Genomic DNA, 24,873 nt, shown 5'->3' with positions numbered 1-24,873 from the left:
AAGGCGCGCCTTAGCGGAATTCGGGCGAAGCCGCAAGGATGGCGGCCGCCGCAGCCTAGTCCGGCCAGCGCAGGGCGCCGGATGAATCCTTTCGCGGCTGTCTCATCGCATCCGTCGGCCTGTCGGCGGCGGTGAGCACGGCGCGCAGCTGCTCGGCGACGATCTCGGCCTCGCCGGGGTGCAGATTGCACGGGTCGAGGAAGAAATGGCCGCGCTCGGCCTCGTGGTTGCGCACGATGATGGGCGGCGATCCGGCCGCCAATGCCGAGGCGAGGCCGGCGGCGGTGAAGCGGCTTTTGGGCAAGACAAAGATTTGCAGCCGGTCGAGCGGATTGGCGGTCGGGTCGGGAATGATGTTTGCGACGATGCCGGGTATTCCCTGTAGCGAATCCCTCCACAGATTGAGCGCCGCTTCCTCGCGCCGGCGGATGCCGGCATGGTCGCGCTTTTCCCAGGCTTCGAGCGCAGCCATGGTGCCGGCGATGCTTTCCTTGCCGACCTTCATGGCGCGGGCGACGCCGCGGTTCTGCAGATAGGCGGCGCGGACAAGATCCTTGCGTCCCGTAACGATGCCGCTGGTTGGCCCCGAAAGGAATTTGTGGCCGCTGTAGACGACGATGTCGGCGCCGCGCGCCAGGAAGCTGCGCAGGTCATATTCGGAAGCCGCGTCGACGATCACCGGCACGCCCCTGGCGTGGCAGATTTCGCAGAATTCCTCGAGGGAAAGCATGCCGTACTGCACGGTGTGGTGCGCGACGACATAGAGTGCTGCCGCCGTGCGCTCATTGATCGCTTCGCGCAGGTGATAGTCCTGGGTGACGCTGACGGTACCGGCTGGAATGACCTTGGCGCCGGCGACGCGGATCGACTGGTCGATCGGCGCGCCGTAATTGACGATATGGCCAAGCTGGATGACGACTTCGGACTTCAGGCCTTCGGTGTCGTCGGGCAGCCGTTCGATCGCCAGCAAATTGGTGCCGGTCATCGCCCCGGCGATCGCCATTGTGATGCCTGAGGCGCAGCAGGCGGTGATGAAGCCGGCCTCGCCGCCGGTGAGGCGGGCGGTGATCACGCTTGCGGCGCGCTGCAGATCGTCCATCTCCACCCATTGCGAGGCGATCTCGGCCATGGCGCTGATCGCCTCGGGAACGATGATCGAGGCGCCGAGGGTCGTCATCGTGCCGGAGACGTTGATGATCGGCCTCAGTCCCAGCCGTTCACGGATCGTGGTGTTGGAGCCGGTGTCGGAATAGGTTTTCATGTTCAGCAATCCCTTGACGGTCAGGCGGCGATCTCGACGACCGCTTCGATTTCGACGGTGATGTTTCCAGGCAGCGAGCCGACCCCGATCGCCGAGCGTGCATGGCCGCCGATCTTGTCGAAGACGCTGGCGAACAGGTCCGAGCAGCCATTGACCACTTTCGGGTGGTCGCTGAAGGTCGGCGTCGCATTGACGAAGCCGAGCAATTTGACGACGCGCACGATGCGGCCGAGATCGCCGGCGGCGGCGTGCATGACGGCGAGCAGGTTGAGGCCGGTGAGGCGGGCATGCTCATAGGCCTGCTCGACGGTGACGTCCTCGCCGACCTTGCCGGTGCACAGCGTGCCGTCGGCGCGCAGCGGCCCTTGACCCGAAAGAAAGATCAGCCGGCCGCTTTCCGCATGGGTGACGAAATTGGCGATCGGCGTCGGCGGCTCGGGCAGCGTCAGGCCGAGCTCGGCGAGCCGGATGTAAGGCGTCATGGAAGAATTCTCCTTGGGCCGGCCTGTTGTTTTACGCAATTCCCAAGGGAAAGCGCTTCGCGCTTTTCCCGGGAAAACCGCTTACACTTTTCCTGGAATTGCTTCGGGCCGCCCATGTCAGAAATGCGAGGCGCGGAACCGCGCCAGGAAAGAGCGCAGGCGCTCATTGGTGGTCTCTTCGGCAAGGATCTCCTTCGGCGGGCCAACAGCGCTGACACCGCCATCGGCCATGAAGACAATGCGGCTCGAAGCGTCGCGGGCAAAGGCCATCTCGTGCGTGACCATCACCATTGTCATGCCGTCTTCGGCCAGGCTGCGCACAACGGCCAGCACCTCGCCGACCAATTCGGGATCGAGCGCGGAGGTGATCTCGTCGAGCAGCAGGATCTTTGGCTCCATGGCGACTGCCCGCGCTATGCCGACGCGCTGCTGCTGGCCCCCGGAGAGTTCCGCCGGCAGGCTGTCGGCCTTGTGGGCGAGGCCGACGCGGCTCAGCCAATGCTCGGCGATCTGGCGCGCCTCGGCCTTGCTCTTGCCGCGCACCTTGGTGAGGCCGAGCATGATGTTGCCGGCGGCGGTGAGGTGCGGAAACAGGTTGAAGCTCTGGAACACCATGCCGGTTTCGGCGCGCATATTGGCAAGGTCGCGCTCGCTGCGCCGCTGGCGCGCGCCGGCCTCACGAAAACCGACCTCCTTGCCGTCGATGCGGATCGAACCTGAGTCGTAGCTTTCGAGAAAGTTGACGCAGCGCAGCAGGGTGGTTTTGCCGCTGCCGGAAGGGCCGATGACGGTGACCACCTCGCCCCTGTCCACCTTGAGGCTGACCGAGCGAAGCACCTCGACCGAACCAAAGGCTTTCGAGACCCCGGCAATGTCGAGAAGGGCAGCATTGTCGTTCGAGCTTGTGGCCATCGTGCTAGTCCCGGATGAAGGCAAAGCGCCGTTCCAGCCGCCGGCTGGCGTAGGAAAGCGCATAGTTGACGGCGAAATAGATCAAGGCGCCGAGGATGTAGAGCGGCATCGCCTCATAGGTGCGGCCGATGACCTGGTTGATCGCCTGCATCAGGTCGGTGATGCCGAGCAGCGAGACCAGGGCGCTGCCCTTGACCGCATCGGTGACGCCGTTGATCCAGGGCGGCAGGAAGCGCCGGAAGGCCTGCGGAAAGATGACGTAGGTGAGCCGCTGGCGAAAAGTCAGCCCAATGGCCATCGCCGCTTCTGACTGGCCCTTGGGAATAGAGCCGACGGCGCCCCGGAGATACTCAATGACCTGCGCCGTCTTGAACAAGGTCAGCGCCAGCACCGCCGCCGAGAAGGATTGCAGATGCAGGCCGATGGCCGGCAGGCCGTAATAGACGAAGAACATCAGCACCAGGATCGGGATGCCGCGGATGGTGTCGGAGAAGATGCGCACGGCCCAGCGCAGCGGCGCCGGGCCGTAGACCAGGCCGACGCCGAGCGCGACGCCGGCAATCAGCGACAGCACCACGACCAGCAGCGACACCCACAAAGTGATGGCGAAGCCCTGGGCGAGGAACGGTACGGCGTAGAGGATCTGGCTCAGCATGTCAGCGCGCAGCCCTGAACCGGCGTTCGACCAGCCGCAGCCCGAAGAGCAGGGTGTAACCGGTCACCAGGTACATCGCCGTCGTCACCAGATAGACCTCGACAATGCGGAAGGTGTTGAAGTTGATCCACTGGGCGCCGAAGGTGAGCTCGGGCACCGAGATGACCGATGCGATGGACGTGTCCTTGAACAGCGAGATGAAGGTGTTGGACAGCGCCGGCAGCGTGATGCGCAGCATGGTCGGCAGGCGCACATGAACCAGCCGCTGCCAGGGCGTCAGGCCGATGGCTTTGCCGGCATCGAGCTGGCCGCGCGGCACGGCTTCCAGGCCGGAGCGGAACACCTCGACCAGATAGGCGCCGCTATAGACCGACAGCGTCAGCACGAACGAGGTCGGCGCGTCGTAGGCGACGTCGATCACCGTCGGCAGGCCGTAGAAGACAAGATAGACGAGCAGGATCAGCGGCACGTTGCGGATGAATTCGACGTAAGCCGCAATGATGGCGCGCACCACGCGTCCGGCCGAGACATACCAGACCGCCAGCACCAGGCCGATGACGACGCCGATGGCAATCGAAATCACGGCAAGCTCGAGGCTGAGCAGAAGGCCGCCCCACAGCTTGTCGAAATGGCGCCAGATCAGGTTGAAGTTGAGCGTATAGCCCATGCGTCTCCCGCAATAACCAAGGGGATGCGAACTAGAAGGCGGAAGGGCTAACCCTTCCGCCAGCACTTGTCAGACAACCGGGAAACCGGGATGGCGGGCCGGCGGCTCTTGGCCGAAATAGTCCTTGAAGGCGGCGTCGTAGAGTGCGGTCTCATGGCCGAACATGGCGATGGTGAAGGTCTGGTTGACGAAGGTCAGCCAGTCCAGGTCGCCCTGCCTGACCGCCGCGCCGTAGAGCATCGAGTACCAGCTCTTGCCGGCATCGAAATATTTGTCGGGGTTGCGCGAGGCCAGCCAGCGCACGGTTGAAAGATCGACAGCGGCGGCATCGGCGCGTTTCGATTCCAGTGCCTGCAGCACATTGGCCTGGGTGTCGATCTGCAGCACCTGCGCCTCCGGCAGGGCGTAATGGACCGAGCTTTCGGCATCGACATTCTGCAGGATCGAGATGCGCGTCGCCGAACCGCCGGCGAGCAGCTTGTCGAAGGTCTTGTTTTCCGCCGTCGGCAGCGTCAGCAGGGCGACGCCCTCGACATAGTATGGCCTGGAGAAGTGGATCAGCTGCGAGCGCTGCGCGGTCATGGTCATGAACTGGATGGTAATGTCGACCTTGTTGGTGGTGACATTGGGGATGCGCTGCGCCGGATCCTGCATGACGAACTCGACCTTGCTCGGATCGTCGAACAGACCCTTGGCCAGGATGCGGCCCATGGTGATGTCCATGCCGACCAGCTCGCCGGCATCGTTTTCGAAATGCCATGGCGCGTTGGTGCTGCCGGTGCCGACGATCAGCTTGCCGCGGTCAAGCGCGGTGCGCAGAACGCTGTCGGATGCGGCTTGTGCCGCCGCCTTTTCGGCGCTGACAGCGGTCATCACGCCCGCCGTTGCAAGCCCGGCCATGCCCAGTTTCAGAAAATCTCGCTTGGATGCGTCGTTCACTGCGACCTCCTGTTGTTTGAATTCCCCTTACAGACACACGTGTCGCCGACCTGAATTGTCTCTTACAATAGACACATGTATCCTGTACAAGACAGATACTAACATCAGGAATCAGTTATGCAAGACAGCAATGGACTCACGGATCGGGCGGAGCTTGGTCCAGCCGAGGGCCCGACGCCCGACAAGACCTCCGGCTCGCGCGAGAAGGGCCTCAACCGGGTGCTGGAGATCCTGGACTTCCTGCATGTTACGCAGCGCGCCATCGGCATTGGCGATCTCGCCAAGGGGGTGAATGCGCCTCGCTCCACCACCTATACGCTGGTGCGTTCGCTAGTCGATGCGGGTCTCCTGGAGATGGAGGGCGACGGCAACCGGGTCTATTTCGGCAAGAAGCTCTACCTCTATGGAATGGACTACGTCAGGGGCAACGACCTGCTTAGGAGAGGCCGGCAGGAGGTCGACAATCTGTCGCGCGAGACCGGCGAGACCTCCGAATTGTGCATGCTGCAAAGCGGCCGCTATACCATCGTCCATTCCAGCCCCGGCACTAGGCCGTTCCGCATCAGCTCGGCCACCGGCCTGCAGATCCCGCTGCCATGGACGGCATCGGGGCGGCTGCTTCTGGCCGGATTGGAAAGGGCCGCCATCCAGGACATGGTCTCGGAAGACGACCTTTTGCTGCCCGACGGCCGCAGGCTGCAGTTCGACGACTTCATTGCCGATATCGCGACGGCCAGAACGACCGGCTATTGCATCACTTCGGGGCTGGTCGACGCCTACACCAAATGCCTGGCCGCCCCTGTCTTCGCGGCCGCCGGCAAGGTCGAGGCGACGATGTGCCTGGTGGTGCCGATCGACACTTCAGCGGAGAAGACCGACGAATTGCTGACGTTGCTGCGCCATCGCGCGGCGCGGCTGTCGATAGCGGGGTGAGCAGTTAGGCCCCGAGGCCGTCGGCTAAGCGATGATGTCCGGAATGATCTTGTCTTCCAGCGCCATCAGCCGGTCCTTGAGGAAAAGCTTCTTCTTCTTCATGCGCTGGATCTGCAAGGGGTCGCAGCCCATGGCGATCATCGCATTGATGGCCGCGTCGAAATCGGCATGCTCCTGCTTCAGGCGGGAAAATTCGAGGCGGACATCGGCCTTTTCCTGGTCGGACATTCTCTACCGTCTGCATGTCTGCGGCGCCCGGCAATGGGCATGATTGGGCGGGGGCGGCATCAATTGCCGCCGGCGCGCAGCCAATATCACATATCACATTGTCGTGGAATGCTACCACGCAGCATTCGACATCGCAGCCGGATGGTGGCAGACTGTCATGGTGCCGTCACAGATGCGACCTGCGGTGGACGTGCCTTTGACGGCTGCAATCGAGGAAACCATGAAAGGGAGAACCAATCATGTCTCTTGCATCCCATCTTGATGAGTTGCAGCGGAAACACGGTGATATCGAACGCGAGATCGACGATGCGATGAACCATCCATCGGTCGACGACCTCGAAATCGTGAATCTGAAGCGACGCAAGCTGGCACTCAAGGACGAGATTGAAAAACTGAAGGCGAAACCGACGAGACACTGACGCCCTTCCAGGATTAGACGCGCCGCCTTGGCGCGTGACTATCGCTCCGGTGGCGACATGCCGCCGGAGGCCTGTTTTTGCTACTGATTCCGATACTGTTGGCCGGCGAAACCCGTCTGTGGGGTCGCCGCGCTGCTGCGATTTGGCGGCTCTGCTTGTCTGTCGCCATTGACAAGCCATCTTTGCTCCTCCACCTCATGCCCGAACCTCAGCGCTATGCGCTGATAGCTGATTGAGCGTGCGTCGACGTGGACGTGTGTCGCTCGGGTGATCAAGAGGCTGCCGGCATGACCGGGTATTTTTCCTCCCCCTTTGCGCGCCGGACATCGGTCGGCGTCGATGTCGGCGGCGTGGTCGTCGGCGGCGGCGCGCCGGTCGTCGTGCAGTCGATGACCAACACCGACACGGCCGATATCGACCAGACCGTCGCGCAGGTTGCGGCTTTGCATCGCGCCGGCTCCGAGATCGTGCGCATCACCGTCGATCGTGACGAGAGCGCTGCCGCCGTGCCGCGCATCCGCGAACGGCTCGAGCGGCTCGGCATCAATGTGCCGCTGGTCGGCGACTTCCACTATATCGGCCACAAGCTGCTGGCCGACCATCCGGACTGCGCCGAGGCGCTGGCCAAATACCGCATCAATCCCGGCAATGTCGGCTTCAAGGACAAGAGGGACCGCCAGTTCGCGGCGATCGTCGAAATGGCGATCAGGCATGACAAGCCGGTGCGCATCGGCGTCAATTGGGGGTCGCTCGATCAGGAGTTGCTCACCCGGCTGATGGACGAGAACCAGCGCCAAGGCTTCCCGCTGACGGCGCAGGAAGTAACCCGCGAGGCGATCGTGCAGTCGGCGATCCTGTCGGCCGAAATGGCTGAAGAGATAGGCCTCGCCCGCGAAAAGATCATCCTGTCGGCCAAGGTCAGCGGCGTGCAGGATTTGATCGCCGTCTACACCGAGCTTGCCACGCGTTCCAACCATGCGCTGCATCTCGGCCTCACCGAAGCCGGCATGGGCTCCAAGGGCATCGTCGCCTCGTCGGCGGCCATGGGCATCCTCTTGCAGCAAGGCATTGGCGACACCATCCGCATCTCGCTGACGCCGGAGCCGAATGGCGATCGCACTCGCGAGGTGCAGGTCTCGCAGGAACTGCTGCAGACCATGGGCTTCCGTCAGTTCGTGCCGATCGTCGCCGCTTGCCCCGGCTGCGGCCGCACGACATCCACCGTGTTCCAGGAACTCGCCCAGAACATCCAGGCCGATTTGCGCAAGAACATGCCGGTCTGGCGGGAGAAATATCCCGGCGTCGAGAACCTCAAGGTCGCGGTGATGGGCTGCATCGTCAACGGCCCCGGCGAATCCAAGCACGCCGATATCGGCATCTCGCTGCCCGGCACCGGCGAGACGCCGACCGCGCCCGTCTTCGTCGATGGCAAGAAGTCGGCGACGCTGCGCGGTCCGTCGATCGCCGCCGATTTCGAAAAAATGGTTGCCGACTATATCGAGCAGCGGTTTGGCCAGCACGGCAAGGCTGCGGCCGAATAAGCCATGCGGGGGCTGCTCAAAGCCGGTGTGATCCTGCTCTGCGGGCTGGGTGCCGGACAGGCGCTCGCCGATCCACCGCAATCGCGCTCGGCGGCGAAACGATTGATCGGCCGTGTCTGTGACCTGATCGAGACGCATGCCGAGCGGAACGGTCTGCCGAAGGATTACTTCGCCCGGCTGATCTGGAAAGAAAGCCGCTTCGACCCCAATGCGGTGAGCCCGGTCGGTGCCGAAGGCATCGCCCAGTTCATGCCGGGCACCGCCAAGATGCGCGGGCTGGCCGATCCTTTCGACATCGACCAGGCGATCCCGGCTTCGGCGAAATATCTCGCCGAAATGAAGACCGGCTTCGGCAATCTCGGCCTGGCGGCGGCTGCCTACAATGCCGGCGAGAGCCGCGTTTCGCGCTGGCTGGATTCCGGCGGTTTCCTGCCGATGGAGACCGAGAGCTACGTCTTCGACATCATGGGCGAACCGGCCGACAAGTTTTCCGACAGCGCTTACGCCGGGACGGTCGAGCCGCTCGACGGGAAAACCAGCTTTGCCGTCGCCTGCCGCAAGCTGCCGGTGATCATGTCCAGAACCGTGGCGATGGCCTCGATCACTGTGAAGCCATGGGGCGTCCAGGTGGCCGGCAATTTCCGCAGGGGAGCTGCGATCAATCAGTGGCTGCGGGTCAGGAGCCGGTTTCCGGCGCTGCTTTCCGGTCGTGACCCGGTGGTCAGCCGGGTGCGCACGCCGATCGGCCGACGCGGCATCTACGCCGTCAGGATCGGCGTCGACGACCGTGCCGCCGCCAACGTCATCTGCCAGAAACTGCAAAGCGTCGGGGGCGCCTGTATCGTCGTGCGCAACCGATAGGCGGAGGGGGCGACATAACGGCCAAAATCGTCCTGCTTAATGGCGTCGGCAGCGCCGGCAAAAGCTCGATCGCCAGGGCGCTGCAAACGATCGCCACCGAGCCCTTCCTGCATGTCCAGATGGATGCTTTCATCGACATGCTGCCGCCGGCGCTGCAGGATCATGCCGACGGGTTTTCCTTTGAGACCGTGCTGGAAGACGGCAAGCCGTCGGTGGTGATCAGGAGCGGGCCGGTCGGCGCGCGAGCCATGCGCGGCATGCGCCATGCCATCGCCGCCATGGCCGGGCAAGGCAACAATCTCATTGTCGACGACGTCTTCAATGACGAGATAGCGGAGTACCGCATGCTGCTGTCGGGTTTCGATCTGCATCTGGTCGGCGTCATGGCGCCGCTGGAGGTGCTGGAAGCGCGCGAGGCCGCGCGCCGACAGGCTGCCTGGCCTGGCGCGCTGGCAATATGGACGCGTCCACAACGGCATGGACTACGACCTCGAAGTCGACACCAGCCGGCTGACGCCGCTTGAATGCGCCCGTCGCATCCAGGAAAGATTCCGACTATAGTGGCCGGTGTTCTTTTGTTGCAATCATAGCTCTTCCAATCGCCCGAAAGCGATAGTCACCCGTCATGTGCAGGGTCGTGGCGATTAAATATTAATGAGCCCTGCTGTAGCAAAAGAGGTCGATATCTCGACGAGAGCTTTTGCGATCGTCAAAAAGGCGGGGCATGGGGGCGGTGGCAAATTTCCTTAGACGCGTTGTAAGTGAACTTGAAACGCCGCGCGCCAAACGGCCGTTCGGTTCTGGCTGGCTGTCCGGCTCGATTGGCTTGCTTGCCGGGGTCACCGCCCTGCTGATGGTCATCGTGCTGCGCTACCCGTCGCTTACATCGATGCCGGATCTGGCCCCCATCCACCAGATGCTGTTCTTCAAGCCGGTGCTCTATTTCGTCCTCATCTCCGGCTATATCCTGGCGATCCTCAGCATGACGCTGCGCAGGCAAAAGACGCTCGGCGCGGCAGCGATGTTCACTGTGCTGCTGGCGTCGCTGGTCGGCATGCTTCCGGTGCGCCATCAACTGCACATCGAAGGGGTGTTCTTCGGGCTTGATTTCTTCATCCTGAACGCCCTGTTCATGGGTGTGCTGTTCGTTCCGCTCGAACGTCTTTTCGCGCGCAACAAGGATCAGACCGTGTTCCGCGACGAATGGCGCGAGGACCTGTTCTACTATCTGGTCTCATCGCTGCTAGTGCAGATTTTGACCTACCTGACCTTGGCGCCGTCCAACTTCGTCAATGCGCAGGGCGCCCTTGGTTCGGTGCGCGCCTGGGTCCACGACTTGCCGTGGCTGGTGCAACTGCTGGCGGTAATGTTCCTGACCGACCTTGCCCAGTATTGGGTGCATCGGGCCTTTCATCGCATTCCCTGGCTGTGGAAGTTCCATGCCGTGCACCATTCCGCCAAGTCGATGGACTGGATTGCCGGTGCGCGCATGCATTTCCTGGAAATCATCGTGCTGCGCAGCCTGACGGCCACCCCGATGTTCGTGCTGGGGTTCGATGAATCGGCTATCCAGACGTATATATTGATCGTCTACGTCTATTCGTCTTTCATCCATTCCAACATCGGAACCAGTTTCGGTCCAGTCGAAAAGGTGCTGGTGTCGCCGCGTTACCACCACTGGCATCACGGCCTCGAGAAAGAAGCGATCGACGTAAACTTCGCCATCCATTTCCCGCTGCTCGACCGGCTGTTCGGTACCCACCATATGCCCGAAGGGCGCTGGCCGAACGGCTACGGCATTCACGGACATCCCGTTCCGAACGGATACTGGCAGCAATTCCTCTATCCCTTCCGGCGCGGCTAGACTGGAGTCCTTCGCGAAGCGCGCGTGTCACCGCGCCTGGCGAGGTTAGCCCAATCCATGACAAGCGACAGAGCCCCGAGATGCGTGACGGCTACATAATCTGCGGCACGCCGAGAACCGGAAGCACCTTGCTGTGCGGCCTTCTGGCCTCGACGAAAACAGCCGGCGATCCGCACTCGTTCTACCGGCGGCAGGACAAGGCGGAATGGGCCGAAGAGTGGCAATTGCCGCATCCCGAGACGATGAGCGCGCATGATTTCGACCTCGCCTATCTCGGTGCGGCAATCAGCGCGGGAAGGGGCGGAACGGGCGTCTTCGGCTTGCGCCTGATGCGGGAAAACCTGGATGAACTCTCGGCAATCCTCGACCGGATCTACCCAGACCTGCCATCGGACAAAGCACGCTTTGAAAAGGCCTTCGGGCGGGTCCTCTACATCCATCTTTCGCGCGAAAACAAGCTGGCGCAGGCGGTGTCGCTGATCAAGGCCGAGCAGACCGGGCTTTGGCACATCGCGCCCGACGGAACCGAGATCGAACGAGTCGCACCGCCGCAGGAACCCCGCTACGATTTCAAGCGGATCCAGCGCGAGCTTGCCGAACTCGAAGCCTATGACGCGGGCTGGAACGTCTGGTTCGCGGAGCAGGGGATCGTCCCGCTGCGCATCGGCTATGAGCGCCTGTCAGGCGATCCGGCAGCGGCATTGGCATCCATCTGCAAGGCCCTGGGCGTTCCGGCGCCGAATGCCGCCGACGTAAAGCCGGGCGTCGCCAAGCTCTCGGACGAGATTAGTCTGGACTGGATGCGCCGCTATCGTCTGGACGCGGCGATTTGATCAAGCCCTCTTTACCGCGACCGTTTCGCTGAGCCATGTGCCGATCTTGCTGCCGAGGCGGTCGGGCGACACCGGCTTGGGCAGATAGTCGTCCATTCCGGACTCGATACATTTGTCGCGGTCGCCCTTCAGTGCGTGCGCGGTGACGCCGATGACTGGTGTGTGATTGCCACTCGCTGCCTCCGCCGCCCGGATGGCGCGGGTCGCCTCGTAGCCGTTCATCTCCGGCATGGAGACGTCCATGAGGATCAGCTTCGGCCGCAGCGCCCGGTACATCTCGACGGCCGTGCGGCCATTGCTGGCGATGCGGTAGCTGAGGCCAAGCCCATTGAGGATTTGGCCGAACACCAGCTGGTTCACGTCATTGTCCTCGGCGATCAGAATATCGATCGGGCCGTTTGGCGTGGCGATCGATTCAGGCACTGTGGCCGCCGGAATTGCCGGGCCGCGAATGACGGTGAAGGCGGGTGGCGTCACGGGTGCCGCCTGCGGAACGACAGGCTCGCGAACGAACTGGGCCTTGCCGATCTGGGCCCGCGCTTTCTGGATGGCCGAGATGACGGTGCCGAGCAGGATGGCCGAGCGCGCCGGCTTGGTGAGATGCGCGGCGATGCCGAAATCGATGACCATCTTGCCGAAATCGACCTGGTCGACGGAGGTCAGCAGCACCACCGGGATGGCGGAGAGACGGCTGTCGGCGGAAATCGCCTTGGCGACATCGGCGCCGTTCATGCCGGGCATCTGGTAGTCGAGGATGATGCAGTCGACCGCAGCACCGAGTTGGCTGGCCCGGTCTAGAAAGGCGAGGCCGACGGCGCCGCTTTCGGCGGCCGCGCAGTCGAAGCTCCAGCTTCTGAGCTGCTCCAGCAAGATCTCGCGGTTGACCGGGTTGTCGTCGATGACCAGCACGCGGGCGCCGGTGACATCGACCGGCACGATCTCGTTGCGCGTGTCCTGCTGATGCGCCGGCAGCGGCACGGCGAACCAGAACACCGAGCCGCGGCCGATCTCGCTTTCGACGCCGATCTTGCCGCCCATCAGGTCGATGAGGCGGGCGGCGATGGCAAGGCCGAGGCCGGTGCCTTCATGGCGGCGCGTCGACGAGCCGTCGACCTGCGCGAATTTCTCGAACACGTTCTCGAGCTTCTCGGCAGGAATGCCGATGCCTGTGTCCTCGACGCGGACCTTGAGCTGGACGATGCCGTCGACCACCTCGCCGCCGACATCGATCAGCACATGGCCCTTCTCGGTGAACTTCACCGCATTGCCGAGCAGATTGGTGACGATCTGACGAAACCGTCCGGCATCGCCGACGACATGGGCAGGCAGGCGCGGGTCGACACGCACGATCAGCTCGAGGTTCTTTTCGGCGACGCGCGCCGACACCAGTGTGGCCACGTCCTCGACCGCTTCGGCAAGCCGGAAGGGTGCAGGATCGAGCGTCAGCTGACCGGCATTGATCTTGGAGAAATCGAGGATGTCGTTGATGATGGTGAGCAGCGCATTGCCGGACTTGACGATGACTTCGGTGAAGGTCTTCTGGCGCGCGTTAAGCTCGGTCTTGGCGAGCAGTTCGGCCATGCCCAGCACGCCATTCATCGGCGTGCGGATCTCATGGCTCATATTGGCCAGGAATTCCGATTTGGCGCGGTCGGCCGCTTCGGCCTTGAACAAGGATGCGGCGGATTCGGTGAAGGCGCGGCGGATCGCCTTTTCCATCGGCCGGAAGATCCAGAGGGCAACGATGGCAAGAACCGCGAACAGAAGGCCGCTTGCCCACAACAGCAGCCTGTCGCTGGAGGCGTCGGCCAGATGGCGTTCGCCATCCATGGCGGTACGCACACGCACCAGCATCGGCTGGACGAACAGGTCGTTCTGGTTGAGGATTTCGCGCGAACTCCATTCGTCGGTCTGTTGCGCCGCCGACATCAGGTTGAAGTTGCGCACGATGTCGCGCGACGACCAGAACAGGTCGCCGTTGACGGCGGCCGACGAGAGTTCGTCCAGCGTTTTGGCCGATAGGCTCGGCTTGATCGCGGCCAACTCCGCGGACAGTGTTTCGATCTCGCTGGTCAGGCGTTGCGAATGGCCGCGCGCGGCGGCGGCAAGGCCGTCACGGGTTTCGGTGCGCCAGGTCGTGCTGGCGGTTTCGGCAAAGCTGGAGGCGTTGCGCAGGTCGCGGGTGAAGACGACGAGATTGCTGCTCAGCGCGTCGATGTCGTGGCGGAAGGAATTGACGCGATTGAGCGCAAACATCACCGCGGTGGAAGCCAGCGCAAAGATGAGCAATCCCGAGATGTAGCGGATCCGGATCGAGCGGATGAAGAAAGAATATTCCGGCATGCGCAACCCCAACACATACGCATCATTTTAACGGTCGGGATTACGCTTGATTTACATTAAAATTCCGTTCGCGCCTGGCGGGCCGTCAAGATCCTGGCTGCACGTGCCCGGAGTTGGCGCCATAGAGGGTGGCATCGCATTCGCGCATCATGCGCAGTGCTTCTTCCTCGGTCAGGCCGAACTTGCGCATCATGCTCCGGATTTCGGGGCCTACAGCTATCTCCACCGGTCTTGCCGCCTGGCGGGTCTTCCTGGCCTTTTTCTTGGACATCAGTACGTTTCCCGTCTTGACCGACACATGTTTCGCATCAGCCCTGGCCCGGCCTCACCGTGCTGCGCCAGACCATGGGCGCATGGCAGATCAGGCGGCTGCCAGCCTCCTCCCGCGCGCCGGTCGCGAGCCGCACGGCGCGCCTGGCGATCTCCTCGATCGGCGGCGAGAACGTCGTCAGCCGGTAAGAGGCCCAGTCGGCCTGTTCAATGTCGTCAAAGCCGATGACGCAGAGATCGCGGGGTACGTTGATGCCGAACTCGTGGCGGGCCGCATCGAGAAAGCCGCACGCAATCAGGTCGGTCACGCAGAACGCCGCATCCGGCCGCTGCCGGCCGGAAAAGAGCCGCCTGGCGCCATCGGCTCCGGTGGCATAGCCGGTGCGGCCCTCGCGCCACACGGTCACCTCCAGCCCTTCCTCCTGCGCCGCGGTAAGGAAGGCGGTTTCGCGGGAGAGCAGGCTGGGCGTGCCGGCAGCCGAGGTCACCAAAGCGGGGCGGGTACAGCCGGCCCGGATGAAGGCATGCAGCGCTGCCTCTGCGGCTGCAGCGTTGTCGACACCGATATTGTGCGGGCCGTCGAAGCGGTCATCGCGATTGATCAGCACCAGCCGCTGGCCGTTCTCAAGACAGGTGCGGATCAGCAACTGCGGCGGCGAGCCGGACAGAACGATGCTCGCATCGGCGCGATAGTTCAGCGTGTTGCGCAGCGCCTGGTCGACATGGTGGCTGGGGCCGGAGGTGTTGAACACCATGGCCATTTTGCCGGCGTCCCGCAGATGTTGGGTCAGCGCCTTCTGCAGGCGGGCATGATAGGGCGTGTCGCCATCGGCAACGATGAGGCAGACAATGCCGGTCGAGGCCCGCATCAGGCCGCGAGCCAGATGGTTGACGTGATAGCCGAGTTGCTCGGCCGCCAGCATCACCCGCTCGCGGGTTTCCCCGGAAACGGAAGCGCCGGGCGTGAAGGTACGTGACACGGCCGAGCGTGAAACCCCGGCGAGGTCGGCAACCTGCTGGGCGCTGGAAAATCCGGTGCGGATTCTCGGAACCGTCAAGCGAACGCTCTCGCTGCTGTTTTCGTGATTCTTTGCACGCCCGTGCAATGTAATGCAACTCTTCTGCCATTGCCACCCACCGCACTTGACAGGCATGGCGGAATGCAACAGCTTTGCACAGCCGTGCAATACAAGCGGGCTCAAGAGTGGCATCGGAGGAATACCCTGTCCATTTCGCCGAAGACGGCATTGAGGGCGCGACTGTCCGGACCGGCTGCATGAGCAGGGCGGCGGCGCATTCGAAGGCGGACCGGCTGTCCGAGGCCGAGATGGACAGGCGTGCCGAGGTCTGCCGGAAACTGCTTGTCACGGCCGGGCAACTGGCGATGGAAGGCTATGCCCGGCAGGGCGCCGTCCAGCCGGTGGCGATGAAAGGCCCGCAGGATTTTCTCACTGAAACCGACGGCAAGGTCGAGGAGCACATCCGCGCGACGCTGGCAGACGCTTTTCCGCAGGACGGGTTTTTGGGCGAGGAAGGCGGTGGCATCGGCTCTGCCCGCATGTGGGTCGTCGACCCCATCGACGGCACCGCCAATTTCATGCGCGGTATTCCGCATTTCTGCATTTCGATAGCTTTCGTCGAGGACGGCCGCAGCGAGATCGGCGGCATTGCCAATCCGGCCATCGGCGAAACGTATTTTGCCCGTCGCGGGCAAGGCGCGACACGCAATGGCGCGCCGATCCATGTTTCGCCGACGCAAGCGTTCGACCGTGCCTTTGTGGAGTTCGGCTGGTCGCCGAGGATTCCGAACCGTGAGTATCTCGAGAAGGTGAGCCTGGTGTGGGCGCTCGGCGCCAATGTACGCCGCTCCGGCTCCGGAGCGCTTGGGCTGGCCTATGTGGCCGACGGCCGCTCGGATGCCTATGCCGAGCTGCACATCAATTCGTGGGACTGCCTGGCCGGATTGCTGCTGGTGGAGGAGGCCGGCGGCCGGGTGAACCGGTTCCTCGACGGCGACGGCATGGCGAAGGGCAATCCCGTGCTTGCGGCAGCACCCGGTGTCGCGGCGACATTGTCCCAGGTGATCGGAGTGCCGCTCGACGACGGGTAGATCGTTTCCAGTGAGAAGACAGGGAGGAATATCGATGAAGACATTTGACAGTAAGCAAGGCTTGCGCGCCGCCTGGCTTGGCCTTGGCGCGGCGCTGGCCATGTTCGGATTGGCGGGTGCCGCCCAGGCGGCCGACCGCAGCCTCACAATGTATTGCGCCGTCGACGAGGCCTGGTGCCGGGCGATGGCGACCACCTACCAGAAGGAGACGGGCGTCAGCGTCGACATGACCCGCATGAGCGCCGGCGAAATCTACGCCCGCCTCCGGGCCGAGAAGGACAATCCGCAAGCCGATATCTGGTGGGGCGGCACCGGCGACCCGCATCTGCAGGCGGCGGAAGAGGGCCTCACCCAGGAATACAAGTCGCCGCAACTGGCAAACTTGCGCGACTGGGCGCTGAAGCAGGCCGACAGGTCGAAGAACCGCACGGTCGGCATTTATCTCGGTGCGCTCGGCTATGGCTACAATGAGGAAGATCTGAAGCAGCGCGGGCTGACCGCGCCGGCGTGCTGGGCCGATCTGGTCAAGCCGGAATTCCAGGGCGAGATCGAGATGGCCGACCCGAATTCATCGGGCACGGCCTGGACCATGCTTGCCACCATCGTCCAGCTGATGGGCGAGGACAAGGCATTCGACTATCTCAAGCAGCTCAACAAGAACATCGCCGAATACACCAAGGCAGGGGCCGCGCCGGCGCTCGCCGTCGGCAAGGGCGAGACGCTGATCGGCATCTCCTTCCAGCACGACGTGATCAATGCCGCGAAACAGAACCCTGCCGTGAAGGTGGTGTCGCCTTGCGAAGGCACCGGCTTCGAGATCGGCTCGATGAGCATCGTGACGGGCGCCAAGCATGCCGAAGAGGCGCAGAAATTCTACGACTGGGCGCTGAGCCCGGATGCGCAGAAGCTCGCGGCGCCGAACGGCAGCTTCCAGATTCCGTCGAACACCGCCACGCCGGTGCCGCCCGAGGCGCCGGACCTCTCGAAGATCAAGCTGATCGACTACGACTTCGCCAAATACGGCTCGTCGGCCGAACGCAAGCGGCTGTTGAAGAAGTTCACCGACGAGGTCCGCAATGGCGGCTGAGCGCGTTCTTTCGTGCTCACTCTAGCATCTGATCGCCGGCTGCCCTTCGCGGCAGCTGGCGCACCATCCTTTGGCACAGAAAGACATTGAATGGCCGCGGCCGGTTCCATGGTCAGTTCCGCTCCTGGACGCAACGCGCTCGCCTGGGTAATGGCCGCGTGGGCGAGCTTCGTGCTCTTGCCTTGGTACAAGGTCGAAGGCGGCTTCCTGTCGTTCGACTGGCTGGCACAGCCGGCGGATGCGACGCCGGCCATCATACTGGCGCTCGGTGGCCGGCCCTGGCTGTTGCCGCTTGTCCTGCCGCTTCTGCTGGCGAGCTGGCTGGTGGCGCGCAACAAACCCAAGAGCCTTGCGATTGCAGGCGCGGCGGGCCTGCTGTGGCTGGCCATCGAAGGCTTTTCCATCATCCATTCGGGCTGGGGATTTGGCTTGCTTACCCAGGTCGCCGGCACGCCGGGACCGATACAGCCGGGGCTCGGCTGGGGCGCGGCGCTCTATGCCGTGGCGATGCTGATGTTCATCGCCGAGGCGCTCGCCGCGCGCGGCTGGTGCAAGGGCGACCGTTTCGTCGTCGGCTCGCTCTCAATCGTGATTGCTTCGCTGATCCTGTTCGTCGCCTATCCGCTGCTGTCGATCCTCACCTCGGCCATCAAGGATAATGACGGCAATGTCGTGCCGGCGCTGTTCGTCGAAAAGATCTTCAGCGCCAACATATGGAGCCTGCGCTGCCTCTATGGCGAGGGCTCCTGCGGCGTGGCGTGGAACACGGTGGCGATCGCAGTCCTCGTCGGCTTTTTCTGCACGGCGCTTGGGCTGGCTCTGGCGCTGATTGCGCTTCGCACCAAGCTGCCGGCCAAATGGCTGCTGCGCGGCCTGTCCATCCTGCCGATCATCACGCCGCCCTTCGTCATCGGCCTGGCGCTGATCCTGCTGTTTGGCCGCGCCGGCATCGTCACCAACCTCATGTCGGTGCATCTCGGCATTCCGCGCAGCCGCTGGATCTATGGCATTGCCGGCATCACCATCGCGCAGGTGCTGGCCTTCACGCCGATCGCCTTCCTGGTTCTGGTCGGCGTGCTGCAAGGGGTCAGCCCGAGCATGGAGGAGGCGTCGCAGACCTTGCGCGCCAGTCGCTGGCGGACGTTTCGCACCGTCACCTGGCCGTTGATCCGGCCGGGCCTGGCCAGCGCCTTCCTGATCTCGTTCATCGAGAGCATGGCCGATTTCGCCAATCCGCTGGTGCTGGGAGGCAATTTCAACGTGCTGTCGACCGATATATTCTTCGCGGTGGTTGGCGCGGCGCACGACCAGGGCCGCGCGGCGGTGCTGGCGATCGTGCTGTTGATGTTCACGCTGGCAGCCTTCGTCATCCAGCGCCGCTGGATCGGCAGCCGCAGCTACGTCACCGTTGCAGGCAAGGGCGATGGCGGCGTACCGGCGACGCTGCCCAAGGCCTTGCGGATCGGCTGCTACGCCACCGTCGTTCCGTGGCTGGTCCTGACCATCGTGGTCTACGGCATCATCCTGGGCGGCGGTTTCGTGCAATCGATCGGGCGCGACAACACGCCGACGCTCGAGTATTTCCTCACCGCCTTTTCGATCGAGAAAGGCGTCAATGGCTGGTTTTTCAGCGGCTCGGCCTGGCCGTCGCTGCTGATGACCATCGGCCTGGCGCTGGTGGCGATGCCGTTCACCGCGGCGCTCGGCATCCTGACGGCCTATCTGCTCGACCGGCAGCGTTTCGCCGGGCGTACCATGTTCGAGTTCCTGGCCATGATGAGTTTCGCCATTCCCGGCACGGTGATCGGCGTCAGCTATATCCTTGCCTTCAACGTGCCGCCGGTGCAGTTGACCGGCACCGGGCTGATCATCGTCATCTCCTTCATCTTCCGCAACATGCCGGTGGCGATCCGTGCCGGGCTTGCCAATCTCGGACAGATCGACAAGAGCCTGGACGAGGCATCGCTGACGCTTGGGGCGCGGTCTTTTGCTACCTTGCGGCGGGTGATCCTGCCGATCCTGAAGCCGGCGATCGTGACCGCGATGATCTACAGTTTCGTGCGCGCGGTGACGGCGGTCAGCGCCGTCATCTTCCTGGCGAGCGGCCGGTTCAATCTCGCCACGGTCTACATTGTCGGGCGCGCAGATGTCGGCGAATACGGCATCGCGATTGTCTATTCGGCGGTGATGATCGTCGTCATGATGGTCATCCTCATCGGCATCCAGCTGCTGGTCGGCGAACGCCGGCTCGGCCGGCGCCGTGCGGGTCCGGAAGCCGTCGTGGCGGCAATCTGATGGGGAGAAGCGGCGTGGATCAGACGGCGAAGAATGCTGCCCCGGTTGCGACGGACAGGCCGGCGGTGCGGTTCGAGGGCGTCACCAAAAAATATGGCGCGGTGACCGCCGTCGACAATCTCAGCTTCGACATCGCGCCGGCCAGTCTGGTGACGCTGCTCGGGCCCTCGGGTTGCGGCAAGACGACGACGCTGCGGCTGATCGCCGGGCTGGAACAGACCAGCACCGGGCGCATCCTGATCGACGACAAGGACGTCACCTTGCTGTCCGCCGCCGAGCGCGATGTCTCCATGGTTTTCCAGTCCTATGCGCTGTTTCCGCATATGAACGTGATGGAGAATGTCAGCTATGGCCTGCGGGCGATGGGGCTTGGCAAAGCGCAGGCAGCCGAGCGCGCCGCAGAAAAGCTGTCGCTTGTCGGCCTGTCCGGCTACGAGAAGCGCCAGCCGAGCGAATTGTCCGGCGGCCAGCAGCAGCGCGTCGCGGTGGCGCGCGCCATCGTACTGGAGCCGAAGGTGCTGCTGTTCGACGAGCCGCTGTCCAATCTCGACGCCAAGCTGCGCCGGCGGGTGCGCGACGAAATCCGCGGCCTGCAGCAAGATCTGGCGCTGACCATGGTCTATGTCACGCATGACCAGGAAGAGGCGCTCGCCGTCTCCGACCGCATCATCGTCATGAACGCCGCTCGCGTCGCCCAGGACGGTACGCCGCGCGACCTCTACAACGAGCCGACCAACCGTTTCATCGCCGACTTCATGGGCGACGCCAATCTGCTCGACGTCGAGGTGCTTTCCAGCAATGCGACCAGTGCAAGGGTCAAGGTCGGACCCTTGCTGCTCGACATGCCGGGTCGCGGTAACGCTCCGGGACCGGCGATGCTCGCTGTGCGCCCGAATGCCGTGCGAATCTTGCCCGGCCAGCCAGCGGGCACCATGACGGGCCAGGTGGTCAAGAGCTCGTATCTCGGCGACCACATGGAATACCGGATCGCGATCAGCGATCCGGCGGTCGAACTGTTCGCGACATCGCCTGATGTCACACCCGCTGTCGCGGAAGGGACGATGGTCGGGATCGATTTCGATCCGGCGAAGATCGTGCTGATCAAAGACGATTGAACGCGCCGGGAAAACCGTTGCACACTGTCTGGCGTTGCTTGGTGACGCGTCACAACAGGCGGCGACCAGGGATTAGCGTTCCAGTTTGCATTGGGTTTAGATCGTTCTGTTTGCATGCTCGCCTGTTGCGAGCCTGTGGATCACCAAGGGCGCATCGACCGAACTCAAACGAGCTTTTCCAGCGTGATTGGAAGGCTTCGAATGCGTTTGCCGGTGGCGTGGAAGACGGCATTGCCGATCGCAGGGGCGACCCCTACGACACCGATCTCGCCGACGCCTTTGCCGCCAAGAGCGGTTGCCTGCATGTCCGGAATTCCAACCGAAATCACATGGATGTCGGGCACATCGGCGTTAACCGGGACGGCATAGTCGGCAAAATTCGCGTTGATGATGCGCCCGTCTCGCTGGTCGACGTAACCTTCTTCCAGGAGAGCCTGCCCGAGACCCATGACCATACCGCCGATCCACTGGCTTTCGGCAAGCTTCGGATTGAAGATCCTGCCGCTATCGAATGCCGAGACCATGCGCTTGACGCGGATCGTGCGAAAATCCTCATCGATCCTAACTTCCACGAAATGCGCACACCAGCTATGGGCCGAGACGCCTCCTTCCACAGCGCCCTTCAACTGTGCAAAACTGCGGTCAGCTCCGTTCTTCATCTCCTCGGTGGCGCCGGGAGCAAAGGTGTTACCCTCGATTTCCAGTTTGTCTTTGCCCACTGCCTTCAACAGTTCCGCGATGCTGATACCGCCGTTCGGCCGCCGGGTCGGTCGCACCGAGCCGTTTTCGAACGTGAGGTCAGTCGCCTTCGAGGCTGCCAGCGGCGACTTCGGATCGGATGCGGCAAGCGCCAGCAAGGCGTCCCGTGCATTCCTGGCCGCCTTGTCCACCGCTCCCGTCAGGTTGTTGGCCTGCTGGGAACCGCCTGCGAGCGCCGATCTGGGGAGGAGGGTATCGCCCAGCCGCACCGCGACTGTCTCAACAGGAACGCCCAATGCGTCAGCCGCTGTCTGGGCGAGAATGGTATAAGTCCCCGTTCCCATGTCGGTGCCCGCGCTGAGGACTTCGATCTGTCCACTGGCATGGAGTACGATCTTGGCTTCGCTCGCGGTACGGATCATGGGGTATGACCCGGCGGCCATTCCACAACCGATCAACTCGCGGCCTTCGCGCATCGAGCGAGGGGCCGGGTTCCGGTTCCACCAGCCGAAGGCTTCCGCGCCCACGGCATAGGCTTCGCGTAACTGTCGAGTGCTCCACTTCATCCCATTGCTGGGATCCGTCTCCGCCCAGTTGGCAAGGCGCAGCGTGACCGGATCCATGCTGAGCGCGTACGCCAGCTCGTCGATCGCGCTTTCCACAGCATAGGCACTGGGGTTTTCGCCGGGGCCCCGTTTCCAGCCGGGCTGGACCGTATTGACCGGGACGACGTTGAGACGTGAAGAAAAGTTCGGCGTCGCATACATGATCTTCGTCACATTGTTGCAAGCCTCGATATGGACTTCGTCAATCGCCGTCTCGTTCCAGCTCTCATGGACGATCGAGCTTATCTTTCCGTCCTTCGAGGCTCCGATTGAGAGTGTCTGCCGTGTCGCCGGTCGGCCGCCAAGGCCGGTAAAGGTCTGCGGCCGCGTGAGAGAAACCTTGATCGGCCTGCCCAGTTTCCGCGAGGCCGCGCAAGCCAGCCCCACATGCGGATGTGCCCCGATCTTGGACCCGAACCCACCGCCGACATAGGGCGAGATCACCCGCACATTCTCGATGTCGATGCCGAGCCATTCCGACACGACGCTCCGTGCCCCGCCAACCCACTGGCTGGGCTCCCAGACGGTGATTTTCCCGTTGTCCCAGGAAGCGATGCACGCATGCGGCTCCATCGGCACATTGTATTCGCGTGACGTCGTGTAAGTGACGTCTACCTTGACCTCGGCATTGGCCAACGCTGTCGCCGCATCGCCCCACGCGGCACCCATCTCATCGATGGGCTGCGCTTTTGCCTTGGGATCGTTGATGTCGAGAATAGGGTCGCCGTCCTCGTATTCGACCTTGAGAAGGCTTGCCGCTTCCGTTGCCTGTTCAAAGGTTTCAGCGACCACGAGCGCGATATGCATGCCGTTGAAACGGACCACATCGTCCTGAATTGGGGTAAATTCCTCGGTGGCTCCGCCGCCCTTGCTGTAGACGGTCGGCTTGTTGAGCTTCAGGGAATTCTGCGCTGTGTAGACATCCAGGACACCCGGTAGAGCCTTGGCAGCCGACGTATCGATATTGACGATACGCCCCGCCGGCCGCGTCGATTGGACGGTAACGCCATAGGCCAGGTTCTCCAGCTTCTGCTCGATCGCATAGCGAGCCTGCCCGGTTACTTTCAACGGGCCTTCGGCGCGGGAAAGCCTGCCACCGAGAGCTGGCGCCTTGGCGGGAACGGTCTCAGCCGCAACGGCTTTTGACGAGAGATCGACAGCGGCGCCAGCGACAGCGGCTACGCCGGCGCCGAGCTTCAAGACGGTGCGGCGGTTGAGTTCGAACGCGTTACCATGTGTCATGCGATACCTCCTACCGTCATCAGGGCGCGGGCCACGACCTTCGGTGCCAGTTCAACCTTGAATGCGTTATGTCCGCTCGACTTCGCGCCGTCGCCGGCGGCTGACGAGGCGCTACGAATCGTCGCCTGGTCGAGCGTCTTTCCCTTGAGCAAATTTTCGACGGCGCGCAGGCGCCAGGGTTTGGTGGCGAGGCCGCCGACCGCGATGCGTACTTCGCGAATTGTCTTGCCATCGGCTTCCAATTCGATTCCGACAGCAGCGCTGGCCGCGGCGAACTCGTACGACGCGCGATCCCGGACCTTGAGATAATGCGAGCGTTCCAGGGCTGCCGAACGCGGGATCTCGATCCCGACGACCATCTCGCCGGCCGACAGCTCATGCTCAAGGTGCGGGGTATCGCCAGGGAGAAGGAAGAATTCGTCGGCGGGAATTTTGCGTTCGGAAGCTCCCCGGATGATGACCGTGGCGTCGAATGCCACCAGGGAAACCGCAAAATCTCCGGGGTAGATTGCTATGCACGCGTCGCTCGTGCCGAGCACCGCGTGGTTGCGGTTGACGCCGCCAAGGGCAGCGCATCCGGAACCTGGATTGCGCTTGTTGCAGTTCGAATAAGCGCCCGGGTCCCGGAAGTAGGTGCAACGGGTTCGCTGCATCAAGTTTCCACCGATGGACGCCATGTTGCGCAGCTGTGCCGAGGCAGCGCGCCACAGGCTTTCGGAAAGCACCGGCGCAGCCTGCTTGATATCGGCGTGGTCGGCGACCTTGCTCATCTTGGCGAGCGCACCGATGCGAATGGCATCCGCCGATACCTCGATCGTGTCCAGGCCGGGAAGGCGCGTGATGTCGACCACCCGCGCAGGACGCTCGACATTCAGCTTCATGAGGTCAAGAAGCGTGGTCCCACCGGCGAGAAATCTTGTCTCTGGCTTGGTAGCCTCGGCAAGCGCCCTCGCGGCATCTTTGGCGCGGAGATACTCGAAAGGTCTCATAGTGCTGCCTCCTTCTTCAGGCGGCTGGCGGCATCGCGCACCGCGGCGACGATATGGGGGTAAGCGCCGCACCGGCAGATGTTGCCGCTCATGTATTCGCGGATGTCCTCGTCCGTATCGGCGTGGCCCTCACGAATGCATGCAACGGCCGACATGATCTGACCGGGGGTGCAATAGCCGCACTGGAATGCATCGTGCTCGATGAACGCGGTCTGGACTGCGTGCATCACGCCGTCGGCAGCCTGGAGGCCCTCGATCGTCGTGACCTGACGGCCTTCGACCTGGGCCGCCAGCGTCAGGCAGCTCAATACCCGCTCGCCGTCGACGTGGACGGTACAGGCGCCGCACTGCCCATGATCACAGCCTTTTTTCGTGCCGGGCAGGTTGGCATGCTCGCGTAGTGCGTCCAGCAGAGTCACGCGTACATCAAGATTGAACTGGTGGCGCCGGCTGTTGATGTCCAAGGCTAGCTGTCGGGGCTCTGGCATGTCGTCTCCTCGGTGGCGGGCGGGATTGGGACTTC

At 63.2% G+C, this 24,873-nt stretch carries 24 protein-coding genes and 1 pseudogene; 12 read left to right on the top strand and 13 right to left on the bottom strand.

The window, feature by feature from the left end; translation table 11 throughout:
* Positions 1-55 precede the first annotated feature (55 nt).
* The 6 genes from X756_RS144580 to X756_RS144605 all read right to left on the bottom strand — a co-directional run bounded on the left by X756_RS144580 (position 56) and on the right by X756_RS144605 (position 4,877).
* Positions 56-1,261: an aminotransferase class V-fold PLP-dependent enzyme gene (locus tag X756_RS144580; protein WP_031195646.1), complete on the bottom strand. Its 1,206-nt coding sequence runs from the start codon at positions 1,259-1,261 to the stop codon at positions 56-58.
* A gap of 20 nt (positions 1,262-1,281) precedes the next feature.
* A complete protein-coding gene (locus X756_RS144585) occupies positions 1,282-1,743 on the bottom strand; it encodes a RidA family protein (RefSeq protein ID WP_023673109.1) in 462 nt (153 codons plus the stop codon).
* Positions 1,744-1,860: 117 nt separating this feature from the next.
* Entirely contained in the window at positions 1,861-2,655 is a 795-nt protein-coding gene (locus X756_RS144590; protein WP_023673108.1) for an amino acid ABC transporter ATP-binding protein, read from the bottom strand.
* Between the two features lie 4 nt (positions 2,656-2,659).
* Complete coding sequence (locus tag X756_RS144595) at positions 2,660-3,310, bottom strand: amino acid ABC transporter permease (protein WP_023684027.1); 651 nt, start codon at positions 3,308-3,310, stop codon at positions 2,660-2,662.
* A 1-nt stretch (position 3,311) separates the two neighbouring features.
* A complete protein-coding gene (locus X756_RS144600) occupies positions 3,312-3,977 on the bottom strand; it encodes an amino acid ABC transporter permease (protein WP_023693641.1) in 666 nt (221 codons plus the stop codon).
* Between the two features lie 69 nt (positions 3,978-4,046).
* Positions 4,047-4,877 carry a transporter substrate-binding domain-containing protein gene (locus X756_RS144605; RefSeq protein WP_023673105.1) on the bottom strand — a complete coding sequence of 277 codons (831 nt, stop codon included), beginning with the start codon at positions 4,875-4,877 and terminating at the stop codon, positions 4,047-4,049.
* 156 nt (positions 4,878-5,033) lie between these two features.
* Between X756_RS144605 and X756_RS144610 the strand changes: the two genes are divergently transcribed.
* Positions 5,034-5,849 carry an IclR family transcriptional regulator gene (locus X756_RS144610; protein ID WP_023730824.1) on the top strand — a complete coding sequence of 272 codons (816 nt, stop codon included), beginning with the start codon at positions 5,034-5,036 and terminating at the stop codon, positions 5,847-5,849.
* Positions 5,850-5,873: 24 nt separating this feature from the next.
* Here the strand turns inward: X756_RS144610 and X756_RS144615 are convergent, their stop codons facing one another.
* Positions 5,874-6,077: a YdcH family protein gene (locus X756_RS144615; RefSeq protein ID WP_023673103.1), complete on the bottom strand. Its 204-nt coding sequence runs from the start codon at positions 6,075-6,077 to the stop codon at positions 5,874-5,876.
* 239 nt (positions 6,078-6,316) lie between these two features.
* Here X756_RS144615 and X756_RS144620 point away from each other — a divergent pair, with 239 nt between their 5' ends.
* From X756_RS144620 to X756_RS144635, 7 genes and pseudogenes are all read left to right on the top strand, one after another.
* Complete coding sequence (locus X756_RS144620; RefSeq protein ID WP_023684024.1) at positions 6,317-6,496, top strand: YdcH family protein; 180 nt, start codon at positions 6,317-6,319, stop codon at positions 6,494-6,496.
* 287 nt (positions 6,497-6,783) lie between these two features.
* Positions 6,784-8,037: a flavodoxin-dependent (E)-4-hydroxy-3-methylbut-2-enyl-diphosphate synthase gene (gene ispG, locus X756_RS144625; RefSeq protein WP_023684023.1), complete on the top strand. Its 1,254-nt coding sequence runs from the start codon at positions 6,784-6,786 to the stop codon at positions 8,035-8,037.
* A 3-nt stretch (positions 8,038-8,040) separates the two neighbouring features.
* On the top strand, positions 8,041-8,898 hold the full coding sequence (locus X756_RS144630) for a lytic transglycosylase domain-containing protein (protein WP_023730823.1): 858 nt from the start codon (positions 8,041-8,043) through the stop codon (positions 8,896-8,898).
* Positions 8,844-9,266: pseudogene (locus X756_RS1000000170040) on the top strand (hypothetical protein); the annotation flags it as partial. The gene X756_RS144630 and the pseudogene X756_RS1000000170040, both read left to right, overlap by 55 nt.
* Positions 9,262-9,459: a hypothetical protein gene (locus X756_RS1000000170595; RefSeq protein WP_348529832.1), complete on the top strand. Its 198-nt coding sequence runs from the start codon at positions 9,262-9,264 to the stop codon at positions 9,457-9,459. The pseudogene X756_RS1000000170040 and the gene X756_RS1000000170595, both read left to right, overlap by 5 nt.
* 172 nt (positions 9,460-9,631) lie before the next feature.
* Positions 9,632-10,762: a sterol desaturase family protein gene (locus tag X756_RS0135055; RefSeq protein ID WP_031199373.1), complete on the top strand. Its 1,131-nt coding sequence runs from the start codon at positions 9,632-9,634 to the stop codon at positions 10,760-10,762.
* An 80-nt stretch (positions 10,763-10,842) separates the two neighbouring features.
* Positions 10,843-11,595: a Stf0 family sulfotransferase gene (locus tag X756_RS144635; protein ID WP_023730822.1), complete on the top strand. Its 753-nt coding sequence runs from the start codon at positions 10,843-10,845 to the stop codon at positions 11,593-11,595.
* Here the strand turns inward: X756_RS144635 and X756_RS144640 are convergent, their stop codons facing one another.
* The 3 genes from X756_RS144640 to X756_RS144650 all read right to left on the bottom strand — a co-directional run bounded on the left by X756_RS144640 (position 11,596) and on the right by X756_RS144650 (position 15,266).
* Positions 11,596-13,938 (bottom strand): response regulator, encoded by a 2,343-nt coding sequence (locus X756_RS144640; protein WP_023730821.1) that lies wholly within the window; start codon positions 13,936-13,938, stop codon positions 11,596-11,598.
* A gap of 85 nt (positions 13,939-14,023) precedes the next feature.
* Complete coding sequence (locus X756_RS144645) at positions 14,024-14,209, bottom strand: hypothetical protein (protein WP_023684018.1); 186 nt, start codon at positions 14,207-14,209, stop codon at positions 14,024-14,026.
* A gap of 37 nt (positions 14,210-14,246) precedes the next feature.
* Positions 14,247-15,266: a substrate-binding domain-containing protein gene (locus X756_RS144650; protein WP_084569953.1), complete on the bottom strand. Its 1,020-nt coding sequence runs from the start codon at positions 15,264-15,266 to the stop codon at positions 14,247-14,249.
* A 218-nt stretch (positions 15,267-15,484) separates the two neighbouring features.
* Here X756_RS144650 and X756_RS144655 point away from each other — a divergent pair, with 218 nt between their 5' ends.
* From X756_RS144655 to X756_RS144670, 4 genes are all read left to right on the top strand, one after another.
* Positions 15,485-16,318 carry an inositol monophosphatase gene (locus X756_RS144655; protein ID WP_023730820.1) on the top strand — a complete coding sequence of 278 codons (834 nt, stop codon included), beginning with the start codon at positions 15,485-15,487 and terminating at the stop codon, positions 16,316-16,318.
* A 34-nt stretch (positions 16,319-16,352) separates the two neighbouring features.
* Entirely contained in the window at positions 16,353-17,405 is a 1,053-nt protein-coding gene (locus X756_RS144660) for an ABC transporter substrate-binding protein (protein ID WP_023727596.1), read from the top strand.
* Positions 17,406-17,495: 90 nt separating this feature from the next.
* Entirely contained in the window at positions 17,496-19,700 is a 2,205-nt protein-coding gene (locus X756_RS144665; RefSeq protein WP_245264557.1) for an iron ABC transporter permease, read from the top strand.
* 14 nt (positions 19,701-19,714) lie between these two features.
* Positions 19,715-20,815, top strand: a complete 1,101-nt coding sequence (locus X756_RS144670; RefSeq protein ID WP_023730818.1) for an ABC transporter ATP-binding protein — start codon at positions 19,715-19,717, stop codon at positions 20,813-20,815.
* Positions 20,816-20,979: 164 nt separating this feature from the next.
* Here X756_RS144670 and X756_RS144675 read toward each other — a convergent pair whose 3' ends face one another.
* Genes X756_RS144675 through X756_RS144685 form a run of 3 tightly spaced genes read right to left on the bottom strand, consistent with a single transcriptional unit; the run spans position 20,980 to position 24,838 of the window.
* Positions 20,980-23,361 (bottom strand): xanthine dehydrogenase family protein molybdopterin-binding subunit, encoded by a 2,382-nt coding sequence (locus tag X756_RS144675; protein ID WP_023730817.1) that lies wholly within the window; start codon positions 23,359-23,361, stop codon positions 20,980-20,982.
* Entirely contained in the window at positions 23,358-24,350 is a 993-nt protein-coding gene (locus X756_RS144680; RefSeq protein ID WP_023730816.1) for a xanthine dehydrogenase family protein subunit M, read from the bottom strand. The genes X756_RS144675 and X756_RS144680 overlap by 4 nt, the downstream gene beginning before the upstream one ends.
* On the bottom strand, positions 24,347-24,838 hold the full coding sequence (locus tag X756_RS144685; RefSeq protein ID WP_023730815.1) for a (2Fe-2S)-binding protein: 492 nt from the start codon (positions 24,836-24,838) through the stop codon (positions 24,347-24,349). Before X756_RS144685 ends, X756_RS144680 begins: the two co-directional genes overlap by 4 nt.
* Positions 24,839-24,873 lie beyond the last annotated feature (35 nt).

The organism is Mesorhizobium sp. LNJC405B00 (genome assembly GCF_000502615.1).
In the GTDB taxonomy this organism is placed as follows: Bacteria; Pseudomonadota; Alphaproteobacteria; order Rhizobiales; family Rhizobiaceae; genus Mesorhizobium.
The sequence above is the reverse complement of the archived record's forward strand: the minus strand, read 5'-3'. Positions and strand labels throughout refer to the sequence as shown.